Origin of the sequence: Streptomyces sp. Y20, from assembly GCF_043195475.1 — a bacterium.
In the GTDB taxonomy this organism is placed as follows: domain Bacteria; phylum Actinomycetota; class Actinomycetes; order Streptomycetales; family Streptomycetaceae; genus Streptomyces.
Map to the genome: position 1 here is coordinate 391,817 of NZ_JBIDDP010000003.1, position 18,397 is coordinate 410,213.

Sequence of the window (18,397 nt, forward strand, 5' to 3'; positions counted from 1 at the left end):
ACGCGCTCACAGGGTGCGCAGCAGCACCGCCGGCTGTTCCACGCAGTCCGCCACGTACCGCAGGAAGCCGCCCGCCGTGCCGCCGTCGCACACCCGGTGGTCGAAGGTGAGCGAGAGCTGCACGACCTGGCGGACGGCCAGCTCGCCGTCGTGCACCCAGGGCTTGGCGACGATGCGGCCGACGCCGAGCATGGCCGCCTCGGGGTGGTTGATGATCGGGGTGGATCCGTCGACGCCGAACACCCCGTAGTTGTTCAGGGTGAAGGTGCCGCCGGTGAGTTCCCCCGGCGTGAGCTTTCCCGCGCGGCCCGCTTCGGTGAGGCGGGCGAACTCTGCGGTCAGCGACTCGGCGTTCCGCGCGTGGGCGTCCCGGACGACCGGTACGACCAGTCCGCGTTCGGTCTGGGCGGCGAACCCGAGGTGGACCCGGTCGAGCCGGACGATCTCGCGGGCGTCGGTGTCGACGAAGGAGTTCAGCTCGGGGAACCGGGCCAGGGCGGCCGTGCTGATGCGGGCGAGCAGCGCGAGGAGGGAGATCTTCGGGCCCCCGGCCGCGTTGACCGCCGCCCGAGCACGCAGCAGCTCGGTCGCGTCGGCATCGACCCAGCAGGTCGCGTCCGGGATCTCCCGGCGGCTGCGGGAGAGCTTGTCCGCGACGGCACCGCGCACTCCCTTGAGCGGAACGCGGACCTCACCCCCGGCCGGGGCGGCGACGGACGTGCCTACGGCCGTCTCCTCGGCCGCCGGTGTCCGCACGGCCTTGGCCCGCAGCGCGCCCTCGACGTCCGCGCGCAGGATGAGCCCGTCCGGCCCCGAGCCGGCCAGCTGCCGCAGATCCACCCCGTTGTCACGGGCGAGCCGGCGCACGAGGGGAGAGATCACGGGGACCGGCCCGTCGGCGGACGCGGGGGGCGGGTCGGTCACCGGGGTCGGCGCGGGTACCGGTGCCGTTGCGGCCACGCGCGCGTGGACGCCCGCCGAGGTGTTCCCGCGCGCTGCGGCCTGCCCGTTGGGGGCGCCGTGCCCAGGACCGGCGCCCGGCCCGGAGCCTGCGCCTTGTCCGGGTTCCGCGCCCTGGCCGTGCCCGGTCGCCGTACCGGCCGTGCCCGTACCGGCCGCCGCCGTGCCCGTCGTCACGGTCGCGGTCGTCGCCGTCCCGGTCGCGGTCGTCGCCGTCCCGGTCGTCGCCGTCCTGACCCGGCGCCTCCGCGCCGCCGGCGCCTGGGTGCCGTAGCCGACCAGGACGTTCCCGGAACCCTCGGGTTCCGCCGTCGCCTCCCCCACGGCCACCGTCAGCAGTGGGGCGCCGACGGGCAGTTCGGCGCCCTCGTCGCCGAAGCGGGCGGTGACCACGCCGCCGTAGGGGCAGGGCACCTCGACCATCGCCTTGGCCGTCTCGACCTCGACCACCGGCTGGTCGACGGCCACCACGTCACCGACCTGGACCAGCCAGCGCACGATCTCCGCCTCGGTGAGCCCCTCGCCGAGGTCGGGCAGCTTGAATTCCAGCACCTGAGCCATCAGCCCTCGGCCTCCCATTGCAGCCGGGCCACGGCGTCCAGGATGCGGTCGACGCCGGGCAGGTGGTGCCGCTCCAGCATGGGCGGCGGATACGGGATGTCGAACCCGGCCACGCGCAGTACCGGCGCCTCCAGGTGGTGGAAGCAGCGCTCGGTGATCCGGGCCGCGATCTCCCCGCCCGGCCCGCCGAATCCGGTGGCCTCGTGCACGACGACCGCGCGTCCGGTGCGCCGGACGGCCGCGCAGACCGTCTCGTCGTCGAACGGCACCAGGGAGCGCAGGTCGACGACCTCCAGGTCCCAGCCCTCGGCCCGGGCGGCCTCGGCCGCCTCCAGGCAGACCGGGAGCGAGGGGCCGTAGGTGATGAGCGTGGCGCTGTGGCCCGGCCGCCGGACCACGGCCCGGCCGATGGGTTCGACGTCCGTGGGCTGCTCGGGATTCCAGGCGTCCTTCGACCAGTACAGCCGCTTGGGCTCCAGGAAGACGACCGGGTCGTCGGAGGCGATGGCCCGGCGCAGCAGTCCGTAGGCGTCGGCGACGGTCGCCGGTGTGACGACGTGCAGGCCCGGGGTGGCCATGTAGTAGGCCTCGGAGGAGTCGCTGTGGTGCTCGACGCCGCCGATGCCGCCGCCGTACGGGACGCGGACGGTGATCGGCAGGGGCATCCTGCCGCGGGTGCGGTTGCGCATCCGGGAGACATGGCTGATCAGCTGCTCGAACGCCGGGTAGGCGAAGGCGTCGAACTGCATCTCCACCACGGGCCGCAGGCCGTACATGGCCATTCCGACGGCGGTGCCGAGGATGCCGGCCTCGGCGAGCGGGGTGTCGGTGCAGCGGTCCTCGCCGAACTCCTTGGCGAGCCCGTCGGTGACCCGGAAGACACCGCCGAGGGTGCCGACGTCCTCGCCCATGACGTGCACGGCCGGGTCGTCGGCCATCGCGTCACGCATCGCGCGCGTGAGGGCCTGCGCCATGGTGGCGGGTTTGACGGCCACGGTGGTCATCGGGCGTCGCCTTCCTGCGTGTCGTGCTGCTCCTGCTCGGCCTCCAGCTCGGCCCGCAGCAGGGCGCGCTGCTCCCGCAGTTGCGCGGTGCTCTCGGCATAGACGTGGTCGAAGAGGTCCATGGGCCGCAGTTCGGGGTCCCGGTTCATGCGTTCCCGCAGGTCGGCGGCCATCGTCTCGGCGTCCTGCCGGGCTGCCTCGATCCCGGCCCCGTCGAGCAGCCCGCGCGTGGTCAGTTCGCGCTCCAGCAGCTGGACCGGGTCGTGCGCGCGCCAGGCCTCGACCTCGGCGTCGCCGCGGTAGCGGGTGGCGTCGTCGGCGTTGGTGTGGGCGTCGATGCGGTACGTCACCGCTTCCACCAGGGTCGGACCGCCGCCGGCGCGCGCGTGCCGTACGGCGTCGCTGAGGACCTCGTGCACGGCCGCGGCGTCGTTGCCGTCGACCAGCCGGCCCGGCATGCCGTACCCGACGGCCTTGTGGGCCAGGGAGGGCGCGGCGGTCTGCTTGGCGAGCGGGACCGAGATGGCGAAGCCGTTGTTCTGCACCAGGAAGACGACCGGCGCCTGCCAGACCGCGGCGAAGTTCATCGCCTCGTGGAAGTCGCCCTCGCTGGTGCCGCCGTCGCCGACCATGGCCAGCGCTACCACGTCGTCGCCCTTGAGGCGGGCGGCGTGGGCCAAGCCGACGGCGTGCGGGAGCTGGGTGGCGAGCGGGGTGCTGAGCGGGGCCACCCGATGGGTGTGGGGGTCGTAGCCGTTGTGCCAGTCGCCGCGCAGGAGGGTGAGGACCTCCACGGGGTCCACGCCGCGGGCGACGACGGCGAGCGTGTCGCGGTAGCTCGGGAAGAGCCAGTCGCGCTCCTCCAGGGCCAGCGCGGCGGCGATCTCGCAGGCCTCCTGACCGGTGGTGGACGGGTAGACGGCGAGCCGGCCCTGTTTGGTCAGCGCGGTGGCCTGCGTGTTGTAGCGGCGCCCGCGCACCAGCTGGGTGTACAGCCGGCGCAGCAGGTCCGGGTCGGCCTTTCCGGCCGCCTCGGTGCCGAGGACGCGGTAGGGCTCGGCGTCGGGCAGCAGCGGCGCGGGGTCCATACGGGGCTGCCAGGCGGGCGGCGGCGAAGGCCGGTACGCGCCCCGCTGCTCCAGAACCGTCATGACGGCACCTCCTCGTGGGAGCGGCTACGGGAGGCGTGTCGGATGTGACCCGCCTCACCAACCGATTGTTCGGTCGCCGACGCATTTTGGCTACAGGCACCGTCAGGCTGTGGACAAACGGTTCTGCACAGCCTGCAATGAACGCAGGACGTCCACGGCGACCGAGCGGGGGGACATGGGACCTGAACAAATGGCCGACGGGCCGCAGGAGGGGGCCCTGCTGCCGGCCCGCCCGCTCGACGCCATCGACCAGGACATCCTGAAGATCCTCCAGGCCGACGGCCGGGCCTCGATACGGTCCGTCGCCGAACGCGTCCACGTCTCGCGCGCCAACGCCTACGCCCGCATCAACCGGCTCGTCGAGGACGGGGTCATCCGGGGCTTCAGCGCGCGCGTGGACCACGAGCGCGCGGGCCACGGCACATCGGCCTACATCACCCTGAAGATCGTCCAGAACTCCTGGCGCACGGTCCGCGAGCAGCTCAGGCTGCTGCCCGGCGCCTCCCACATCGCGCTGGTGGGCGGTGACTTCGATGTGCTGCTGCTGGTGCACACGCCCGACAACAAGGCGCTGCGCGAGCTGGTGCTCACCCGGCTCCAGGCGATCCCCGAGGTGCTCAGCACCCGCACCCTGCTGGTCTTCGAGGAGGAGGACCTGGAGCCGGACGGCTGAGGTCAGCTCCGGCGCAGCCCCGAGAACACCAGCCGGACGACGGCGTCGGACACGTCGCGGGCGCTCGCGCCCCGCGGGTCCGGCCGGTACCACTCCACGATCGAGTTGATCATCCCGAAGACCAGCCGGGTGGCCAGGCGGACCTCCACGTCGCCGCCCACGTCCCCCTCGGTGGTGGCCGCCTTGAGCAGCTCGGCGACCCGGTGGTCGAAGTCGCGGCGGCGCTCCAGCGCCCACCGCTCGGTGGCGGTGTTGCCGCGCACGCGCAGCAGGAGCGTCACATAGGGCAGTTCGGCTATGAGCACCTCGACCATGCGGCGCACGACGTGCTCCAGCCGGTCGGCGGGGCGCCCCACGCGCGCGTGCTCCTCGTCCAGGATGGCGAACAGGCCGTCCAGGGCGCGGCTGACGGCGCGGCGCAGCAGCTCCTCCTTGCCGCTGACGTGGTGGTAGATCGACGACTTGGAGATCCCGGCCGCCTTGGAGAGGTGCTCCATGGAGGTGCCGTCGTAGCCGCGCTCGTTGAAGACGCGGACGGCGACGGCGAGCAGCGTCTCGGGGGTGTACGTGTCGCGCCTGGCCGTGGTCATGAGGTGCCCTCCCGCTGGTCGGTGGCGTGCGCGTGGCGGTACAGCGCGAGGGAGGGCGCGTACCGTCCGGAGGGGTCGCGGTCGTGCATCTCGTGCAGGAGGTCGAAGGCGAAGCCGGGGCCGAGCCTGCGGTCCCACTCGAAGGGGCCGAGCGGGTAGTTGACGCCCAGGCGCATCGCGGTGTCGATGTCCTCCTCGGTGGCCACTCCCTTGGCGACGGCGTCGTGGGCGAGGTCGACGATCCGGGCGACGGTGCGGGCGACGATCATGCCGGGCACGTCGCCGATGACGCTGACCTCCTTGCCGAGCGCCTGGAACAGGCCGGTGGCCTCGGCGAGGGCCTGCGGCGAGGTGTCCCGGGAGGCGGAGAGGGCGATGCGGGTGGCCGTGCGGTAGTCCAGGGCGAGGTCGAAGTGGACGACGTCCCGTGACTCCACGGAGGTCCGGCCGTCGGCGAGGACCAGCCGGCCGCCGCCGGGGAGCACCAGCCGGGTGCCGTCGTACGCGTCCTCCGCGCGGACCTCGATGCCCGCCTCGCGGATCAGCTCGATCAGCCCGGCCGCCGGGCCCAGGCCGCCCTCGACGACGACGTGGGCGGGCGGCTGCTCCCGGCCCGCGGTGTGCGGACGGGGCCGCTCGGCGCCCTCGGCGTGGTCGTACCAGCCGTAGCCGCTCTTGCGGCCGAGCCGGCCCGACTCCACCAGCCGCCGCTGGGCCAGGGAGGGGGTGAAGCGCACGTCCTGGAAGAAGGACTGCCACACCGAGTGCGTGACGGACTCGTTGACGTCCTGGCCGATGAGGTCGGTCAGCTCGAACGCGCCCATCCGGAACCCGCCGCACTCGCGCAGGACCGCGTCGACGGTCGCGGGGTCGGCGGCCTGGGCCTCGTGGACCGCGAACGCCTCGGCGTAGAACGGCCGGGCGATGCGGTTGACGATGAAGCCCGGGGTGTCCGCGCAGGCCACCGGGGTCTTGCCCCAGGCGCGGGCGGTCTCGTACGCGCGCGTGGCCGACGTGACGTCGGTGGCGGCTCCGGAGACCACCTCGACCAGCGGCAGCAGCGGCGCCGGATTGAAGAAGTGCAGGCCGACGAAGCGTCCGGGGTGGCGCAGGGCGCCGCCCACGGCCGTCACCGACAGCGAGGAGGTGTTGGTGGCGAGCAGGCAGTCCTCGGCGACGATGTCCTCCAGCTCACCGAAGAGCCGCTGTTTCACGTCGAGCCGTTCCAGGACGGCCTCCACGACGAGCGCGCAGTCGGCCAGCTCCGTGAGGGTCTCCGCGGGCCGGAGACGGGCACGGGCCGCGTGCCGGCCGGCGTCGGTGAGCCGGCCCTTGGCCACCAGCCGGTCGAGGCGTGCGCCGATCGCGTCGGCCGCCTCGCGGGCGCGCCCGGGGACGGCGTCGTACAGCCGCACGGGATGGCCGGCGACCAGCGCGACCTGGGCGATTCCCTGGCCCATGGTGCCGGTGCCGACGACGGCCACGGGGCTGCTGAGGTCGATTGCTGTCATGTGCGCGATCCTCCCGCACGGGCTTTTCCACAGATACGGCGGACCCCCTTGTCCCGACCGATCGTTCGGTTACTCTAGCTCTGACTGCACCATCCCGCTGCTCTTTCTGCCAGGTCGTGAACTCGACGAAGAGTTCTCCAGACGAGGAGTTGGTCCCGCATGGCCGCCGAACTGACCGCGCACGAGTTGACCGCGAAGCACCGGCCCACTCTCGACCAGGCCCTGGAAACGATCCGCACGCGCGCGTACTGGTCCCCGCACCCCGAGCACCCCAAGGCGTACGGCGAGCACGGCAGCCTGGACGCGGCGGCGGGCAAGGCCGCCTTCGACGCCCTGCTGGGCACCCGGCTGGACCTCGGCCAGCCCGGCACGGACGACTGGGTGGGCGGCGAGGTCTCGCCGTACGGCGTCGAGCTGGGCGTGACCTACCCGCACGCGGACATCGATGTGCTGCTGCCGGCCATGCGGGCCGGACAGCGGGCGTGGCGGGACGCCGGCCCGGAGGTGCGGGCGGTGGTCTGCCTGGAGATCCTCAAGCGGATCAGCGACCGGACGCACGAGTTCGCGCACGCCGTGATGCACACCAGCGGTCAGGCGTTCATGATGGCGTTCCAGGCGGGCGGCCCGCACGCCCAGGACCGCGGCCTGGAGGCGGTGGCGTACGCGTTCGCGGAGCAGGTCCGCACGCCCGACGCGGCGGAGTGGAGCAAGCCGCAGGGCAAGCGGGACCCGCTGACGCTCACCAAGCGGTTCACCGCGGTCCCGCGCGGCATCGGCCTGGTCATCGGCTGCAACACCTTCCCCACCTGGAACGGCTACCCGGGTCTGTTCGCCTCCCTGGCCACCGGCAACGCGGTCCTGGTCAAGCCGCATCCGCGCGCGGTGCTGCCGCTCGCGCTGACCGTGCAGGTCGCCCGGGACGTGCTGGCCGGAGCCGGCTTCGACCCGAACCTGGTCGCGCTGGCCGCCGAGCGTCCCGGCGAGGGCGTCGCCAAGACCCTCGCCACCCGTCCCGAGATCAGGATCATCGATTACACCGGGTCGACGTCCTTCGGCGACTGGCTGGAGACCAACGCCCACCAGGCGCAGGTCTACACGGAGAAGGCCGGCGTCAACACGGTGATCGTGCACTCCACGGACGACTACAAGGGCATGCTGTCCAACCTGGCGTTCTCGCTGTCCCTGTACAGCGGCCAGATGTGCACCACCCCGCAGAACCTGCTGATCCCCCGGGACGGCATCACCACCGACCAGGGCCCCAGGACCTTCGACGAGGTCACCGCCGACCTCGCCCGCGCGGTGGACGGCCTGCTCGGTGACGACGCGCGCGCGAACGCCCTGCTCGGCGCGATCGTCAACCCGGACGTCAAGGCCCGCCTGGAGGCGGCGGCCGGCCTCGGCGAGGTCGCCCTGGCCTCCCGCGAGATCACCAACCCGGAGTTCCCGGACGCGGTGGTCCGCACCCCCGTCATCGTGAAGCTGGACGGCGCCAAGCCGGACGACGAGGCGGCCTACATGAGCGAGTGCTTCGGCCCCGTCTCCTTCGCCGTCGCCGTCGACTCGGTGACGGACGCGGTCGAGCTGCTGCGCCGCACGGTCCGGGAGAAGGGCGCGATGACGGTCGGCGCGTACACCACCGACGCCGACACCGAGCGCGCCGTCGAGGAGGCATGCCTGGAGGAGGCGGCCCAGCTCTCCCTGAACCTCACCGGCGGGGTCTACGTCAACCAGACCGCCGCGTTCTCCGACTTCCACGGCTCGGGCGGCAACCCGGCGGCGAACGCGGCTCTGTGCGACGGCGCGTTCGTGGCCGGGCGCTTCCGGGTGGTGGAGGTCCGCCGGGAGGCGTGAAGCGCCCCCTCACCTGCCGGGTGCCGCGGGCCGTCGCAGCGGACGGGCGGCCCGGGGGCCCTGCGCGCACAGCGGGGCCCGCACGGGGCACCCGGCTAGCGCGCGCACCCGGCTAGCGCGCGTCCCCGGGGGTGCCGTTCGCGCTCCAGTGGTAGAGCGTCATCGCCACGCTGGTGGCCAGGTTGTAGCTGGAGACCTGGGGGCGCATCGGGAGGCGCAGCAGGTGGTCGGCGCGGGCCCGCAGCTCCGCGGAGAGACCGGTGCGTTCCGACCCGAAGGCCAGGACGGCGTCGTCGGGCAGCCGGGTGCCGCGGATGTCCTCGCCCTCCGGGTCGAGGGCGAACAGCGGGCCGGTGGGCAGGTCGGCGACGTCGAGGTGTTCCACGGTGGTGGCGAAGTGCAGGCCCGCGCCGCCGCGCACCACGGCCGGGTGCCACGGGTCGAGCGTGCCCGTGGTGACCACACCGGTGGCCCCGAAGCCGGCGGCCAGCCGGATCACGGCACCGGCGTTGCCCAGGTTGCGGGGGTTGTCCAGGACCACGACGGGCGCGGGGCGGGGCGTGCGGGCGAGCGCCCGGAGGCCGGCCGCGCGCGAGGGCCGTACGGCGAGTGCGGCCACGCCGGTGGGATGCGGGCGTGGGACGAGGCCGGCGTACGCCGGTCCGGACACCTCCGTCAGCAGGGCGGCCAGCGTGTCCCGTACGTCCCCGGCCAGCTCCTCGGCGAGAGCGAGCGCGGCCTCCCGGTCGGTGGTGACCGCGACCGGCACCTCGGCCCCGAAGCGCAGCGCGTGCTTCAGGGCGTGGAAGCCGTCGAGCAGCACGGCGTCCTGCTCGTGCGCGCGCCAGCGGGCCAGGGGATCGGTCATGCGCCGAACCCTACGCGGCCCGGTGCGGCCTCCTCGGGGGAGCGTGGCGGGGGCACCGCACGGCCGCCGCGCCGCACGAGCCGTTCCCGCGCGCGTGCCACCAGCCCGCCCAGCCGGCGCAGGAAGCCCGTCGGCAGGAACACCGCGTCCGCCGCGATCATCGCCAGTGAGAAGAACGGCAGGCCGAGGACGACCGCGATCACCGCGTGCTCGGTCATCATCAGCACCAGCAGGACGTTCTTGACCCGCCGGTTGAACAGGGTGAACGGGAAGGCGACCTGCACCATGACGGTCCCGTAGGCCGCCACCATCATGATCGTTCCGCTGGAGGACATCAGGTCGGCGAGTCCGGGCCAGGGGGAGAAGTAGTCCAGGTGGAGCGGGTAGTAGACGGCGGTACCGTCCTGCCAGCGCGAACCCTGGATCTTGTACCAGCCGGCCGTGGCGTAGATCAGGCAGGCCTCCGCCATGATCACGGCCAGGGCTCCGTTGTGCAGGACGTTGGCGATGACGTCCAGCAGGATGCGGGGCTGCTCCCAGGCCTGTCGGCGGCCCGCGGCCCACCACAGGCCGAGCGCCGCCCAGGCCGTCCACAGCAGCGCGGGGATCAACCAGCCGTTGTCGAAGCGGCCGGTCAGCGTGACCGTGCCGAGTGCCGCGCCGAGCACCGCCCAGAGCACCGGCCCCACCCGGTCGGCGGGCAAGCGCTCGCCACGCGCGCGTGCCGCCTCGGCGCGGGCCGCGCGCCGCGCGTCGAGGGACCACACCTGGCCGCAGCGCGTGAACACCAGGTAGAAGGACATCAGGTGCAGGACGTTGTCACCGCCGTCGCCGACGAAGACGCTGCGGTTCTGGAGGGACAGCACGCCCACCATGAACAGCAGGGAGGCGGTCCGGGTGCGCCAGCCGAGCAGCAGGGCGGCGCTCGCGAGGATCGCCAGCGTGTAGCAGCACTCGAACCAGAGCCGGCTGTCGGACCACAGCAGCGCCGTGAAGGCGTGGTTGTCGGCCGTCAGCTGCTTGGCGAGGTTCCAGCCCCACGGTCCGGTGGGACCGTACAGCTCCCGGCGGTGGGGGAACTCGCGCAGCAGGAAGAGCAGCCAGGTCAGCGAGAAGCCGATCCGGATCACGGCGCTCTGGTAGGGGCCGAGGGCCGCCTCGGTGACCCGGGCGACACCGCGGGACAGTGCCACGGACAGCTCGTTCACCGCACGCCCCCCGCCGCCTCGTCGGCCGTCAGGGACCACCAGGGCATCTGACGGTGGACGGGCTTGTCGGAGACCCGCTCACGGCTCCACGCCGGCGGCTGGACGTTGGTCGTGCTGGAGCGGACCTGCACGCGCTGGATCACACCTTCCCGGCTCGTCGGATCGTCGCGGTACAGGCGCATCACCACGATCCGCCGCAGATACTGCTCGGAGAGGGAGCCGCGCAGGCCCACCGGACGGTTGTCGGCGCCGTGCGTGGCCGCGAAGTAGTCCCAGGCCCGGCGCAGCTCGTTCTGCTGGGTGTGGCTGGGCACCAGGTTGCCGTCGATGGCGGCGCCGTCCTGGGCGGAGAGGTCGGTCCAGCCGGTGGTGCGCACGCCGCCGGCACGCAGACGCACCTGGGCGCGCACCTGGACGGCGATGTTCTGCTGGAGCGGGTTCGGCGCGAACAGCTTCCAGTTCTGCTCGAACTCCGGATAGAGCCACTCCTCTATCGCCTTGCCGTGCTGCTTGGTCACCGTGTTGGCGGGCGCGAGGCTGAGGAACACCATCAGCACGTGCACGCAGGCGGCGACGGCGACCACCGCGAGCGCCACGGCCGCGCCGACCTGGTAGCGGGGGGAGAGCGCGGCGACCCCGGCACGGGGTGGGGGCGGCACGTGCCGCGGCGGCTCTTCCGGGAGACGCGTCCCGGCCGACCCGTCCGGGGCCAATGGGCCCCTCGGGTCCTCGTCGTACGCGTCCATGTGGTCCCGTCCCCCGTTTCGGCTCATGCGGTCGGCTCGGTCGTCCCGCTCGGTCGGTTGTCCGCTCGGTCATGCGTCGCGGCCCGGTCGCCCGGCCCGGCGGGACGGCCCGGTGGCGCCGCGGCCGGCACAGGCGCCGCATGCCGCACGAGCGCCACGTCTGGGCGCTCGACGGAACGGTACTCAGCCCCGGGCACCGGGCACAGCCCCGGGTACGGGCCGGCGCGGGTGGGTCCCGCCACGCGGTGCGCGTCCGGCCTCGTCCGGGCCGGCCTCACGGAGCGCCCCCGGCCCCGCCCAGACCGGTTCCCGGCCTGCTCGCGGCCGTCGTCCACAGGCGCCCGGCCGAGTTCTCCACAGCGGTTGACACCCCGTGGCGGCCCGGCACACCATGGATGCGCACGAACCGAACGATCGGTCGGGACACGGATGACGGCCCCGATCGGGACAGTGCCCACCGCCGAGCCCGAGGTCAGGGGGACCACATGGCCACAGCAGCCGCGCAGCGCACGGCCCGTACGGAAGCGGACGGCGCCCGCACCGTCGACACGGCGGCCTACCAGGGCGCCTTCGACGCGGCCGTGGCCGCCGACGAACGCATCGAACCGCGGGATTGGATGCCCGACGCCTACCGGGCGACGCTGGTCCGGCAGATCGCCCAGCACGCGCACTCCGAGATCATCGGCATGCAGCCGGAGGCCAACTGGATCACCCGCGCGCCCTCCCTGCGGCGCAAGGCGATCCTGATGGCCAAGGTCCAGGACGAGGCCGGCCACGGCCTGTATCTGTACAGCGCCGCCGAGACCCTCGGCACCAGCCGCGACGAGCTGCTCGGCAAGCTGCACTCCGGCCGCCAGAAGTACTCCTCGATCTTCAACTACCCGACGCTGACCTGGGCCGACGTCGGCGCGATCGGCTGGCTGGTGGACGGCGCCGCGATCACCAACCAGGTCCCCCTGTGCCGCTGCTCCTACGGTCCGTACGCGCGCGCGATGGTACGGATCTGCAAGGAGGAGTCCTTCCATCAGCGCCAGGGCTATGAACTGCTTCTGGCCCTGAGCAAGGGCACCCCCGAGCAGCACGCGATGGCGCAGGACGCGGTGGACCGCTGGTGGTGGCCGTCACTGATGATGTTCGGCCCGCCCGACGACGAGTCCCAGCACTCCGCGCAGTCGATGGAGTGGAAGATCAAGCGCCACTCCAACGACGAGCTGCGCCAGCGCTTCGTCGACATCTGCGTCCCGCAGGCCGAATCCCTGGGCCTCACCCTCCCCGACCCGGACCTGCGGTGGAACGAGGAGCGGGGACACCACGACTTCGGCGCGATCGACTGGACCGAGTTCTGGGACGTCCTCAAGGGCAACGGCCCGTGCAACGAACAGCGGATCACCCAGCGCAGGCGCGCCCACGACGAGGGCGCATGGGTACGGGAAGCGGCCGCGGCCTACGCGGCCAAGCACACCGGCACCGCCGGTGAGACGGGAGCGACGCGAGCATGAGCACCACCGACTGGCCGCTGTGGGAGGTCTTCGTGCGCTCCCGGCGCGGCCTCTCCCACACCCACGCCGGCAGCCTGCACGCCCCCGACGCCGAGCTGGCCCTGCGCAACGCCCGCGACCTGTACACCCGGCGCGGCGAGGGCGTCTCGATCTGGGTGGTGCCGGCCGCCTCGATCACCGCGTCGTCGCCGGACGAGAAGGACCCGTTCTTCGAGCCGGCCGCCGACAAGCCCTACCGGCACCCGACCTTCTACGCGATCCCGGAAGGGGTGAAGCACCTGTGACCGCCACCGGCCCCGCCCCCGACCCGGTGACCCCCGCCGGCCCGGCCGCCGTCCCGGTGACCGCCGCGCTCGCCCTCGGCGACGACGCCCTGGTGCTCTCCCACCGCCTGGGGGAGTGGGCCGGGCACGCCCCGGTCCTGGAGGAGGAGGTCGCCCTCGCCAACATCGCCCTGGACCTGCTCGGCCAGGCGCGGGTGCTGCTGTCACTCGCCGGTGACGAGGACGACCTGGCCTACCTCCGCGAGGAGCGCGCCTTCCGCAACCTCCAGCTCGTCGAGCAGCCGAACGGCGACTTCGCGCACACCATCGCCCGCCAGCTGTACTTCTCCGTCTACCAGCAGCTGCTCTACGGGGAACTGGCGACCGGGGACGGCCCGTTCGCGCCGCTCGCCGCCAAGGCGGTCAAGGAGGTCGCCTACCACCGCGACCACGCCGAGCAGTGGACGCTGCGGCTCGGTGACGGCACGCCGACCAGCCATGAGCGGATGCAGCGGGCCTGCGACGCGCTGTGGCGGTTCACCGGGGAGATGTTCCAGCCGGTGGAGGGCCTGCACGCCGACTGGCCGGCGCTTCAGACCCGCTGGCTGGAGTACGTCGGCGACGTGCTCGGCCGGGCCACCCTCACCGTCCCCCAGGGACCGCGCGCCGGGGCCTGGGTGGCCGGCGCCGGCCGGCAGGGCCTGCACACCGAATCGTTCGGGCGGATGCTCGCCGAGATGCAGCACCTGCACCGCAGTCATCCGGGGGCGTCATGGTGACCGCGACCGCCCTGGAGGCGGAGCTGCTGGAGCTGGCCGGCGCGGTGCCCGATCCCGAACTGCCCGTGCTCACCCTGCGGGAGCTGGGTGTACTGCGCGCGGTACGCGTGCACGGCGCGGACACGGTGGATGTCGATCTGACCCCGACCTACACCGGCTGCCCGGCCGTCGAGGCGATGAGCCTCGACATCGAACGGGCCCTGCGCGCCCACGGGATGCGCGAGGTGACCGTCCGCACCGTGCTCACGCCCGCCTGGTCGACCGACGACATCACCCCCGAAGGACGGCGCAAGCTCCAGGAGTTCGGCATCGCGCCCCCGCGCCCGCACGCCGCCTCCGGCCCGGTCCCGCTGGCACTCGGCCCGACCCGCACGCACGGCACGGAGACCGGCACGCACAGCGCGGCGGAGCCCGTCCGCTGCCCGCACTGCGGCTCGGCCGACACCGAGCTGCTGAGCCGGTTCTCGTCCACCGCCTGCAAGGCGCTGCGCCGCTGCCTGGCCTGCCGTGAACCGTTCGACCACTTCAAGGAGTTGTGATGGCACGCTTCCACCCGCTCCCGGTGGCCGCGGTCGACCCGCTCACCGACGACTCCGTCGCCCTCACCCTCAGCGTCCCGCCCGGGCTGCGCGAGGAGTACCGGCACCGGCCCGGCCAGCATCTCGCGCTGCGCCGCCGGGTCGACGGCACGGAGATCCGGCGCACCTACTCGATCTGCTCCCCCGCGCCCGACCCGGCCGGCGGCGGCCCGGACACCCTGCGGGTGGGGGTGCGGCTGGTCGAGGGCGGTGCCTTCTCCTCGTACGCCCTGAAGGAGATCGCCGTCGGTGACGAACTCGAGGTCATGACCCCGGCGGGCCGCTTCACCCTGGACCCGGCGCCGGGGCTGTACGCGGCGGTGGTCGGCGGCAGCGGCATCACCCCGGTGCTGTCCATCGTCACCACACTGCTGGCGCGCGAGCCCGCGGCCCGCTTCTGCCTGATACGCAGCGACCGCACGGCCGCCTCGACGATGTTCCTGGAGGAGGTCGCCGACCTGAAGGACCGCTACCCCGAGCGGTTCCAGCTGGTGACCGTGCTCTCCCGGGAGGAGCAGCAGGCGGGCCTGCCGTCGGGCCGGCTGGACCGGGAGCGGCTCGTGGGGCTGCTGCCCGCGCTGCTGCCGGCGGAGCGGGTGGCGGGCTGGTTCCTGTGCGGGCCGTACGGGCTGGTCGAGGACGCGGAGCGGGCACTGCGCGAACTGGGCGTGGACCGGTCGCGGATCCACCAGGAGATCTTCCACGTGGACGCGGGGAGCGCCACGGTGTTCACCGCCTCGGCCCCCGCGCACAGCACCGTCACCGCGCGGCTGGACGGACGCGGCGGCACATGGCCGGTGCGGGAGGGCGAGTCACTGCTGGAGACGGTGCTGCGGAACCGGTCCGACGCGCCCTACGCCTGCAAGGGCGGGGTGTGCGGGACGTGCCGGGCCTTCCTGGTCTCGGGCGAGGTCCGCATGGACCGCAACTTCGCGCTGGAGAAGGAGGAGACGGAGGCCGGGTACGTGCTGGCCTGTCAGTCGCACCCGCTGACGGAGAAGGTGGAGCTGGACTTCGACCGCTGACCGGCGCCGCACCGCGGCCGGCGAACCCGAACCCGCGCCACCGCGACCGGCGCACCCGGACCGGCGCGCCCGGGACCGGCGAACCCGCGGCACCGGACCGCGGCTGGCCACGCCCGGCGCCGCGGCACCGGGCCCACGGCTGGGCCACGCCCGGCGCCACGGCCACGCTGACCGGGCCGGTTACAGGACGAAGCCCGGCTTGCCGTCGTCGGTGACCACCGGGCGGCCGGTGGCGTGCCAGTGCTGCATGCCGCCGTCGACGTTCACCGCGTCGATGCCCTGCTGGACCAGGTACATGGTCACCTGGGCCGAGCGGCCGCCCGAGCGGCAGATGACGTGGACGCGGCCGTCCTGCGGGGCGGCCTCGGTCAGCTCGCCGTACCGGGCCACGAACTCACTGATGGGAATGTGCAGCGCTCCCTCGGCGTGACCCGCCTGCCACTCGTCGTCCTCGCGGACGTCCAGGAGGAAGTCACCGTCCTTGAGGTCGGTGACCGGGACCGTGGGCACGCCAGCTCCGATATTCATGACGCCGACGCTACCCGAAGGACAGGACCGGGCGGCCCAGGACGGTTCGGCTCAGGCCTGCCCGAGCAGGTCCGCCAGTTCCGCCTCCCGCTCGGCGATGTCGGCGCGCAGCCGGCCGGCGACCTCGTCGAGCAGGCCGTCCGGGTCGTCGGGCGCGAGGCGGAGCATGCCGGCGATGGCGCCGTCCTCCAGCTCGCGGGCGACGAGGGTGAGCAGTTCCTTGCGCTGGGCCAGCCACTCCAGGCGGGCGTACAGCTCCTCGGCGGGGCTGGGCCGCCGCTCGGGCGGCACGGGGCCGGCCGCCCATTCCGCGGCCAGCTCCCTGAGCAGGGGCGCGTCGCCGCGGGCGTAGGCTGCGTTGACCCGGGAGAGGAACTCCTCGCGCCGCTTGCGCTCCTCGTCCTCCTGGGCCAGGTCGGGGTGGGCCTTGCGGGCCAGCTCGCGGTAGAGCTTGCGGGCCTCCTCGCTGGGCCGTACCCGCTGCGGGGGCCGTACCGCCTGGTCGGTGAGCATGGCGGCGGCCTCCGGGAAGAGGCCGTCACCGTCCATCCAGCCGTGCAGCAGCTCCTCCACGCCCGGGATGGGCAGGACGTGGGCGCGGGCCTCCGCGGCCCGCCGGATGTCCTCGGGGTCCTGGGTGCGGGCGGCCTTCGCCTCGGCGATCTCCGCGTCGAGTTCCTCGATACGCAGGTAGAGCGGGCCGAGGCGCTGCTCGTGCAGGCGGGAGAAGTTCTCGACCTCGACGCGGTAGGTCTCCACGGCGATCTCGAACTCGATCAACGCCTGCTCGGCGGCCCGTACGGCCTGCTCCAGCCGTTCTTCGGGACGCGGCGACTGGGACTGGTCGGCTTCCGGGGTCGTCACCCGCCCAGACTAGCCGCTGCGCCCCGCGCGGACCGGCACGCACCGGGAGCCGGTGGGCCGGGACGCACCCGATGACACGGGGCCCCACAGGGGCCCTCCCCCGCAGTGGCTCTCCTGCACGGGGAGACAGCCCCCAGGGGAAGCCCTGATCGCGCTTGCCGCGGCGGGATCCGGTCCGTTCCCCTCACACCCCTCACACCCCGCTCACACCCCCGACTCGGCAGCGATCCGTCCCGCCCGGATGCCCGCGACCAGGTCGGCGTGGTCCGCCTCGGTGCGGTCGGCGTAGGCGACGGCGAAGCCGGCCACCGCCTCGTCCAGTTCCTCGTTCTTCCCGCAGTACCCGGCGATCAGCCGCGGGTCGGCGCTGTGGGAGTGGGCGCGGGCCAGCAGGGCGCCGGTCATGCGGCCGTAGTCGTCGATCTGGTCGGCGGCGAGCGCGGCCGGGTCGACGCTGCCCTTGCGGTTGCGGAACTGCCGCACCTGGTACGGCCGCCCCTCGACGGTCGTCCAGCCCAGCAGGACGTCGCTCACCACCTGCATCCGCTTCTGCCCGAGGACCACCCGGCGCCCTTCGTGCGCCACCGGCGGCGCCTCGAAACCGGCGGTGGCCAGGTGGGGGACGAGCGCGGACGGACGGGCCTCCTTCACCTGGAGCACCAGCGGTTCGCCGCGGTGGTCCAGCAGCAGCACGACGTAGGAGCGGGTGCCGACGCTGCCGGTGCCGACCACGCGGAAGGCCACGTCGTGGACCGCGTGCCGGGCGAGCAGCGGGTGCCGATCCTCGCCGAGGGTGCCGACGTACGACTCCAGGGACGCGGCGACGGCTGCCGCCTCGGCGTCCGGGATCTCGCGCAACACCGGCGGGGCGGCCACGAACCGGCGGCCGCCGTCCGCCACCGTCTCGGTCGACTTGGCCGCGAACCGGCCGCTGGTGTTGGCCCGCGCCTTCTCCGAGACCCGTTCCAGCGTGCCCAGCAGGTCGTGGGCGTCGGTGTGGGAGACCAGTTCCTCGTCGGCGATGGCGTTCCAGGCGTCCAGGACGGGCAGTGCGGCCAGCAGGCGCATGGTGCGCCGGTAGGCACCGGCCGCGTCCCGTGCCGCCGCGCGGCAGGTGTCCTCGTCGGCACCGGCCTCGCGCCCGGCGAGCACCAGGGAGGCCGCGAGCCGCTTCAGGTCCCACTCCCAGGGTCCGTGCACGGTCTCGTCGAAGTCGTTGAGGTCGATGACCAGGCCACCGCGGGCGTCGCCGTACAGGCCGAAGTTGGCCGCGTGCGCGTCACCGCAGAGCTGGGTGGCGATCCCGGTCACGGGGGTGCGGGCCAGGTCGTACGCCATGAGCCCGGCCGAGCCGCGCAGGAAGGCGAACGGGGTGGCCGCCATCCGGCCCACCCGTATCGGGGTCAGCACGGGCAGCCGCCCCGCGTTCGACTCGGCCACCGCGCTCACCGCGTCGGGGCGGGCGGAGTCCAGACCGAGTGTGCGGTGCGCGTCGCGCGGCACGCTCGCCCTGAGGGCCTTGCCCTCCTTCTTCGGCGATCCCTGCGGCGGCCACTGGGCGAACCCGCGCACCCGGGGCAGCGAACGCGCACCCCGGCTCGCCGCCTCGCCCCCCTCTGACGCAGCCACCACACCGGTTCCGGTCACCACGACCGCCTCCCCCCGCACTCCCGCACGCCTGGCGAACAGGCGTCGGTACCCACACCGACTCGGGGGAGACCGTACAACCGGTGACGGG

At 73.6% G+C, this 18,397-nt stretch carries 18 protein-coding genes; 7 read left to right on the forward strand and 11 right to left on the reverse strand.

Annotated features, from left to right (window positions below):
* Positions 1 to 6 precede the first annotated feature (6 nt).
* From ACGFT1_RS10080 to pdhA, 3 genes are read right to left on the reverse strand one after another with little or no spacing between them, the layout of a single operon-like run.
* Positions 7 to 1,521, reverse strand: a complete 1,515-nt coding sequence (locus ACGFT1_RS10080; protein ID WP_373908548.1) for a dihydrolipoamide acetyltransferase family protein — start codon at positions 1,519 to 1,521, stop codon at positions 7 to 9.
* Entirely contained in the window at positions 1,521 to 2,525 is a 1,005-nt protein-coding gene (locus tag ACGFT1_RS10085) for an alpha-ketoacid dehydrogenase subunit beta (protein WP_356819002.1), read from the reverse strand. Before ACGFT1_RS10085 ends, ACGFT1_RS10080 begins: the two co-directional genes overlap by 1 nt.
* The gene (gene pdhA / locus ACGFT1_RS10090; protein WP_373908549.1) at positions 2,522 to 3,676 is read right to left on the reverse strand and encodes a pyruvate dehydrogenase (acetyl-transferring) E1 component subunit alpha; all 1,155 of its coding nucleotides are present in this window, start codon (positions 3,674 to 3,676) and stop codon (positions 2,522 to 2,524) included. Before pdhA ends, ACGFT1_RS10085 begins: the two co-directional genes overlap by 4 nt.
* Before the next feature lie 175 nt (positions 3,677 to 3,851).
* Here pdhA and ACGFT1_RS10095 point away from each other — a divergent pair, with 175 nt between their 5' ends.
* On the forward strand, positions 3,852 to 4,349 hold the full coding sequence (locus ACGFT1_RS10095; RefSeq protein ID WP_373908550.1) for an Lrp/AsnC family transcriptional regulator: 498 nt from the start codon (positions 3,852 to 3,854) through the stop codon (positions 4,347 to 4,349).
* 2 nt (positions 4,350 to 4,351) lie between these two features.
* On the opposite strand, the gene ACGFT1_RS10100 is transcribed toward ACGFT1_RS10095, so the two are convergent.
* Positions 4,352 to 4,939, reverse strand: coding sequence for a TetR/AcrR family transcriptional regulator (locus ACGFT1_RS10100; protein ID WP_373908551.1), 588 nt, complete (start codon positions 4,937 to 4,939; stop codon positions 4,352 to 4,354).
* Positions 4,936 to 6,450, reverse strand: coding sequence for a 3-hydroxyacyl-CoA dehydrogenase (locus ACGFT1_RS10105; RefSeq protein WP_373908552.1), 1,515 nt, complete (start codon positions 6,448 to 6,450; stop codon positions 4,936 to 4,938). The genes ACGFT1_RS10100 and ACGFT1_RS10105 overlap by 4 nt, the downstream gene beginning before the upstream one ends.
* 159 nt (positions 6,451 to 6,609) lie before the next feature.
* Between ACGFT1_RS10105 and paaN the strand changes: the two genes are divergently transcribed.
* A complete protein-coding gene (gene paaN / locus ACGFT1_RS10110) occupies positions 6,610 to 8,301 on the forward strand; it encodes a phenylacetic acid degradation protein PaaN (protein WP_373908553.1) in 1,692 nt (563 codons plus the stop codon).
* A 112-nt stretch (positions 8,302 to 8,413) separates the two neighbouring features.
* Here the strand turns inward: paaN and ACGFT1_RS10115 are convergent, their stop codons facing one another.
* The 3 genes from ACGFT1_RS10115 to ACGFT1_RS10125 are packed head-to-tail and all read right to left on the reverse strand — an operon-like array spanning position 8,414 to position 11,123.
* The gene (locus tag ACGFT1_RS10115; RefSeq protein ID WP_373908554.1) at positions 8,414 to 9,169 is read right to left on the reverse strand and encodes a TrmH family RNA methyltransferase; all 756 of its coding nucleotides are present in this window, start codon (positions 9,167 to 9,169) and stop codon (positions 8,414 to 8,416) included.
* Positions 9,166 to 10,377 (reverse strand): HTTM domain-containing protein, encoded by a 1,212-nt coding sequence (locus ACGFT1_RS10120; protein WP_373908555.1) that lies wholly within the window; start codon positions 10,375 to 10,377, stop codon positions 9,166 to 9,168. Before ACGFT1_RS10120 ends, ACGFT1_RS10115 begins: the two co-directional genes overlap by 4 nt.
* Positions 10,374 to 11,123, reverse strand: coding sequence for a DUF5819 family protein (locus tag ACGFT1_RS10125; RefSeq protein ID WP_373908758.1), 750 nt, complete (start codon positions 11,121 to 11,123; stop codon positions 10,374 to 10,376). Before ACGFT1_RS10125 ends, ACGFT1_RS10120 begins: the two co-directional genes overlap by 4 nt.
* Positions 11,124 to 11,608: 485 nt before the next feature.
* On the opposite strand from ACGFT1_RS10125, the gene paaA reads away from it, so the two are divergent.
* The 5 genes from paaA to ACGFT1_RS10150 are packed head-to-tail and all read left to right on the forward strand — an operon-like array spanning position 11,609 to position 15,267.
* On the forward strand, positions 11,609 to 12,622 hold the full coding sequence (gene paaA, locus ACGFT1_RS10130; protein WP_373908556.1) for a 1,2-phenylacetyl-CoA epoxidase subunit PaaA: 1,014 nt from the start codon (positions 11,609 to 11,611) through the stop codon (positions 12,620 to 12,622).
* Positions 12,619 to 12,906 (forward strand): 1,2-phenylacetyl-CoA epoxidase subunit PaaB, encoded by a 288-nt coding sequence (gene paaB, locus ACGFT1_RS10135; protein WP_356819018.1) that lies wholly within the window; start codon positions 12,619 to 12,621, stop codon positions 12,904 to 12,906. The genes paaA and paaB overlap by 4 nt, the downstream gene beginning before the upstream one ends.
* 56 nt (positions 12,907 to 12,962) lie before the next feature.
* Positions 12,963 to 13,664, forward strand: coding sequence for a 1,2-phenylacetyl-CoA epoxidase subunit PaaC (gene paaC, locus ACGFT1_RS10140; RefSeq protein ID WP_373908759.1), 702 nt, complete (start codon positions 12,963 to 12,965; stop codon positions 13,662 to 13,664).
* Positions 13,658 to 14,203 carry a 1,2-phenylacetyl-CoA epoxidase subunit PaaD gene (gene paaD, locus ACGFT1_RS10145; RefSeq protein WP_373908557.1) on the forward strand — a complete coding sequence of 182 codons (546 nt, stop codon included), beginning with the start codon at positions 13,658 to 13,660 and terminating at the stop codon, positions 14,201 to 14,203. The genes paaC and paaD overlap by 7 nt, the downstream gene beginning before the upstream one ends.
* Entirely contained in the window at positions 14,203 to 15,267 is a 1,065-nt protein-coding gene (locus ACGFT1_RS10150; RefSeq protein WP_373908558.1) for a 2Fe-2S iron-sulfur cluster-binding protein, read from the forward strand. The genes paaD and ACGFT1_RS10150 overlap by 1 nt, the downstream gene beginning before the upstream one ends.
* 180 nt (positions 15,268 to 15,447) lie before the next feature.
* Here ACGFT1_RS10150 and ACGFT1_RS10155 read toward each other — a convergent pair whose 3' ends face one another.
* The 3 genes from ACGFT1_RS10155 to ACGFT1_RS10165 all read right to left on the reverse strand — a co-directional run bounded on the left by ACGFT1_RS10155 (position 15,448) and on the right by ACGFT1_RS10165 (position 18,306).
* Positions 15,448 to 15,777, reverse strand: a complete 330-nt coding sequence (locus ACGFT1_RS10155) for a rhodanese-like domain-containing protein (RefSeq protein ID WP_356819377.1) — start codon at positions 15,775 to 15,777, stop codon at positions 15,448 to 15,450.
* Between the two features lie 69 nt (positions 15,778 to 15,846).
* Positions 15,847 to 16,659, reverse strand: coding sequence for a hypothetical protein (locus tag ACGFT1_RS10160; protein WP_373908559.1), 813 nt, complete (start codon positions 16,657 to 16,659; stop codon positions 15,847 to 15,849).
* Between the two features lie 204 nt (positions 16,660 to 16,863).
* Positions 16,864 to 18,306, reverse strand: a complete 1,443-nt coding sequence (locus ACGFT1_RS10165; protein ID WP_373908760.1) for a DUF2252 domain-containing protein — start codon at positions 18,304 to 18,306, stop codon at positions 16,864 to 16,866.
* Positions 18,307 to 18,397 lie beyond the last annotated feature (91 nt).

Coding starts and splice junctions, on each gene's coding strand:
- ACGFT1_RS10080 (WP_373908548.1), bottom strand. CDS start 1,521: ATGGCTCAGGTGCTGGAATTCAAGCTGCCCGACCTCGGCGAGGGGCTC.
- ACGFT1_RS10085 (WP_356819002.1), bottom strand. CDS start 2,525: ATGACCACCGTGGCCGTCAAACCCGCCACCATGGCGCAGGCCCTCACG.
- pdhA (WP_373908549.1), bottom strand. CDS start 3,676: ATGACGGTTCTGGAGCAGCGGGGCGCGTACCGGCCTTCGCCGCCGCCC.
- ACGFT1_RS10095 (WP_373908550.1), top strand. CDS start 3,852: ATGGGACCTGAACAAATGGCCGACGGGCCGCAGGAGGGGGCCCTGCTG.
- ACGFT1_RS10100 (WP_373908551.1), bottom strand. CDS start 4,939: ATGACCACGGCCAGGCGCGACACGTACACCCCCGAGACGCTGCTCGCC.
- ACGFT1_RS10105 (WP_373908552.1), bottom strand. CDS start 6,450: ATGACAGCAATCGACCTCAGCAGCCCCGTGGCCGTCGTCGGCACCGGC.
- paaN (WP_373908553.1), top strand. CDS start 6,610: ATGGCCGCCGAACTGACCGCGCACGAGTTGACCGCGAAGCACCGGCCC.
- ACGFT1_RS10115 (WP_373908554.1), bottom strand. CDS start 9,169: ATGACCGATCCCCTGGCCCGCTGGCGCGCGCACGAGCAGGACGCCGTG.
- ACGFT1_RS10125 (WP_373908758.1), bottom strand. CDS start 11,123: ATGGACGCGTACGACGAGGACCCGAGGGGCCCATTGGCCCCGGACGGG.
- paaA (WP_373908556.1), top strand. CDS start 11,609: ATGGCCACAGCAGCCGCGCAGCGCACGGCCCGTACGGAAGCGGACGGC.
- paaB (WP_356819018.1), top strand. CDS start 12,619: ATGAGCACCACCGACTGGCCGCTGTGGGAGGTCTTCGTGCGCTCCCGG.
- paaD (WP_373908557.1), top strand. CDS start 13,658: ATGGTGACCGCGACCGCCCTGGAGGCGGAGCTGCTGGAGCTGGCCGGC.
- ACGFT1_RS10150 (WP_373908558.1), top strand. CDS start 14,203: ATGGCACGCTTCCACCCGCTCCCGGTGGCCGCGGTCGACCCGCTCACC.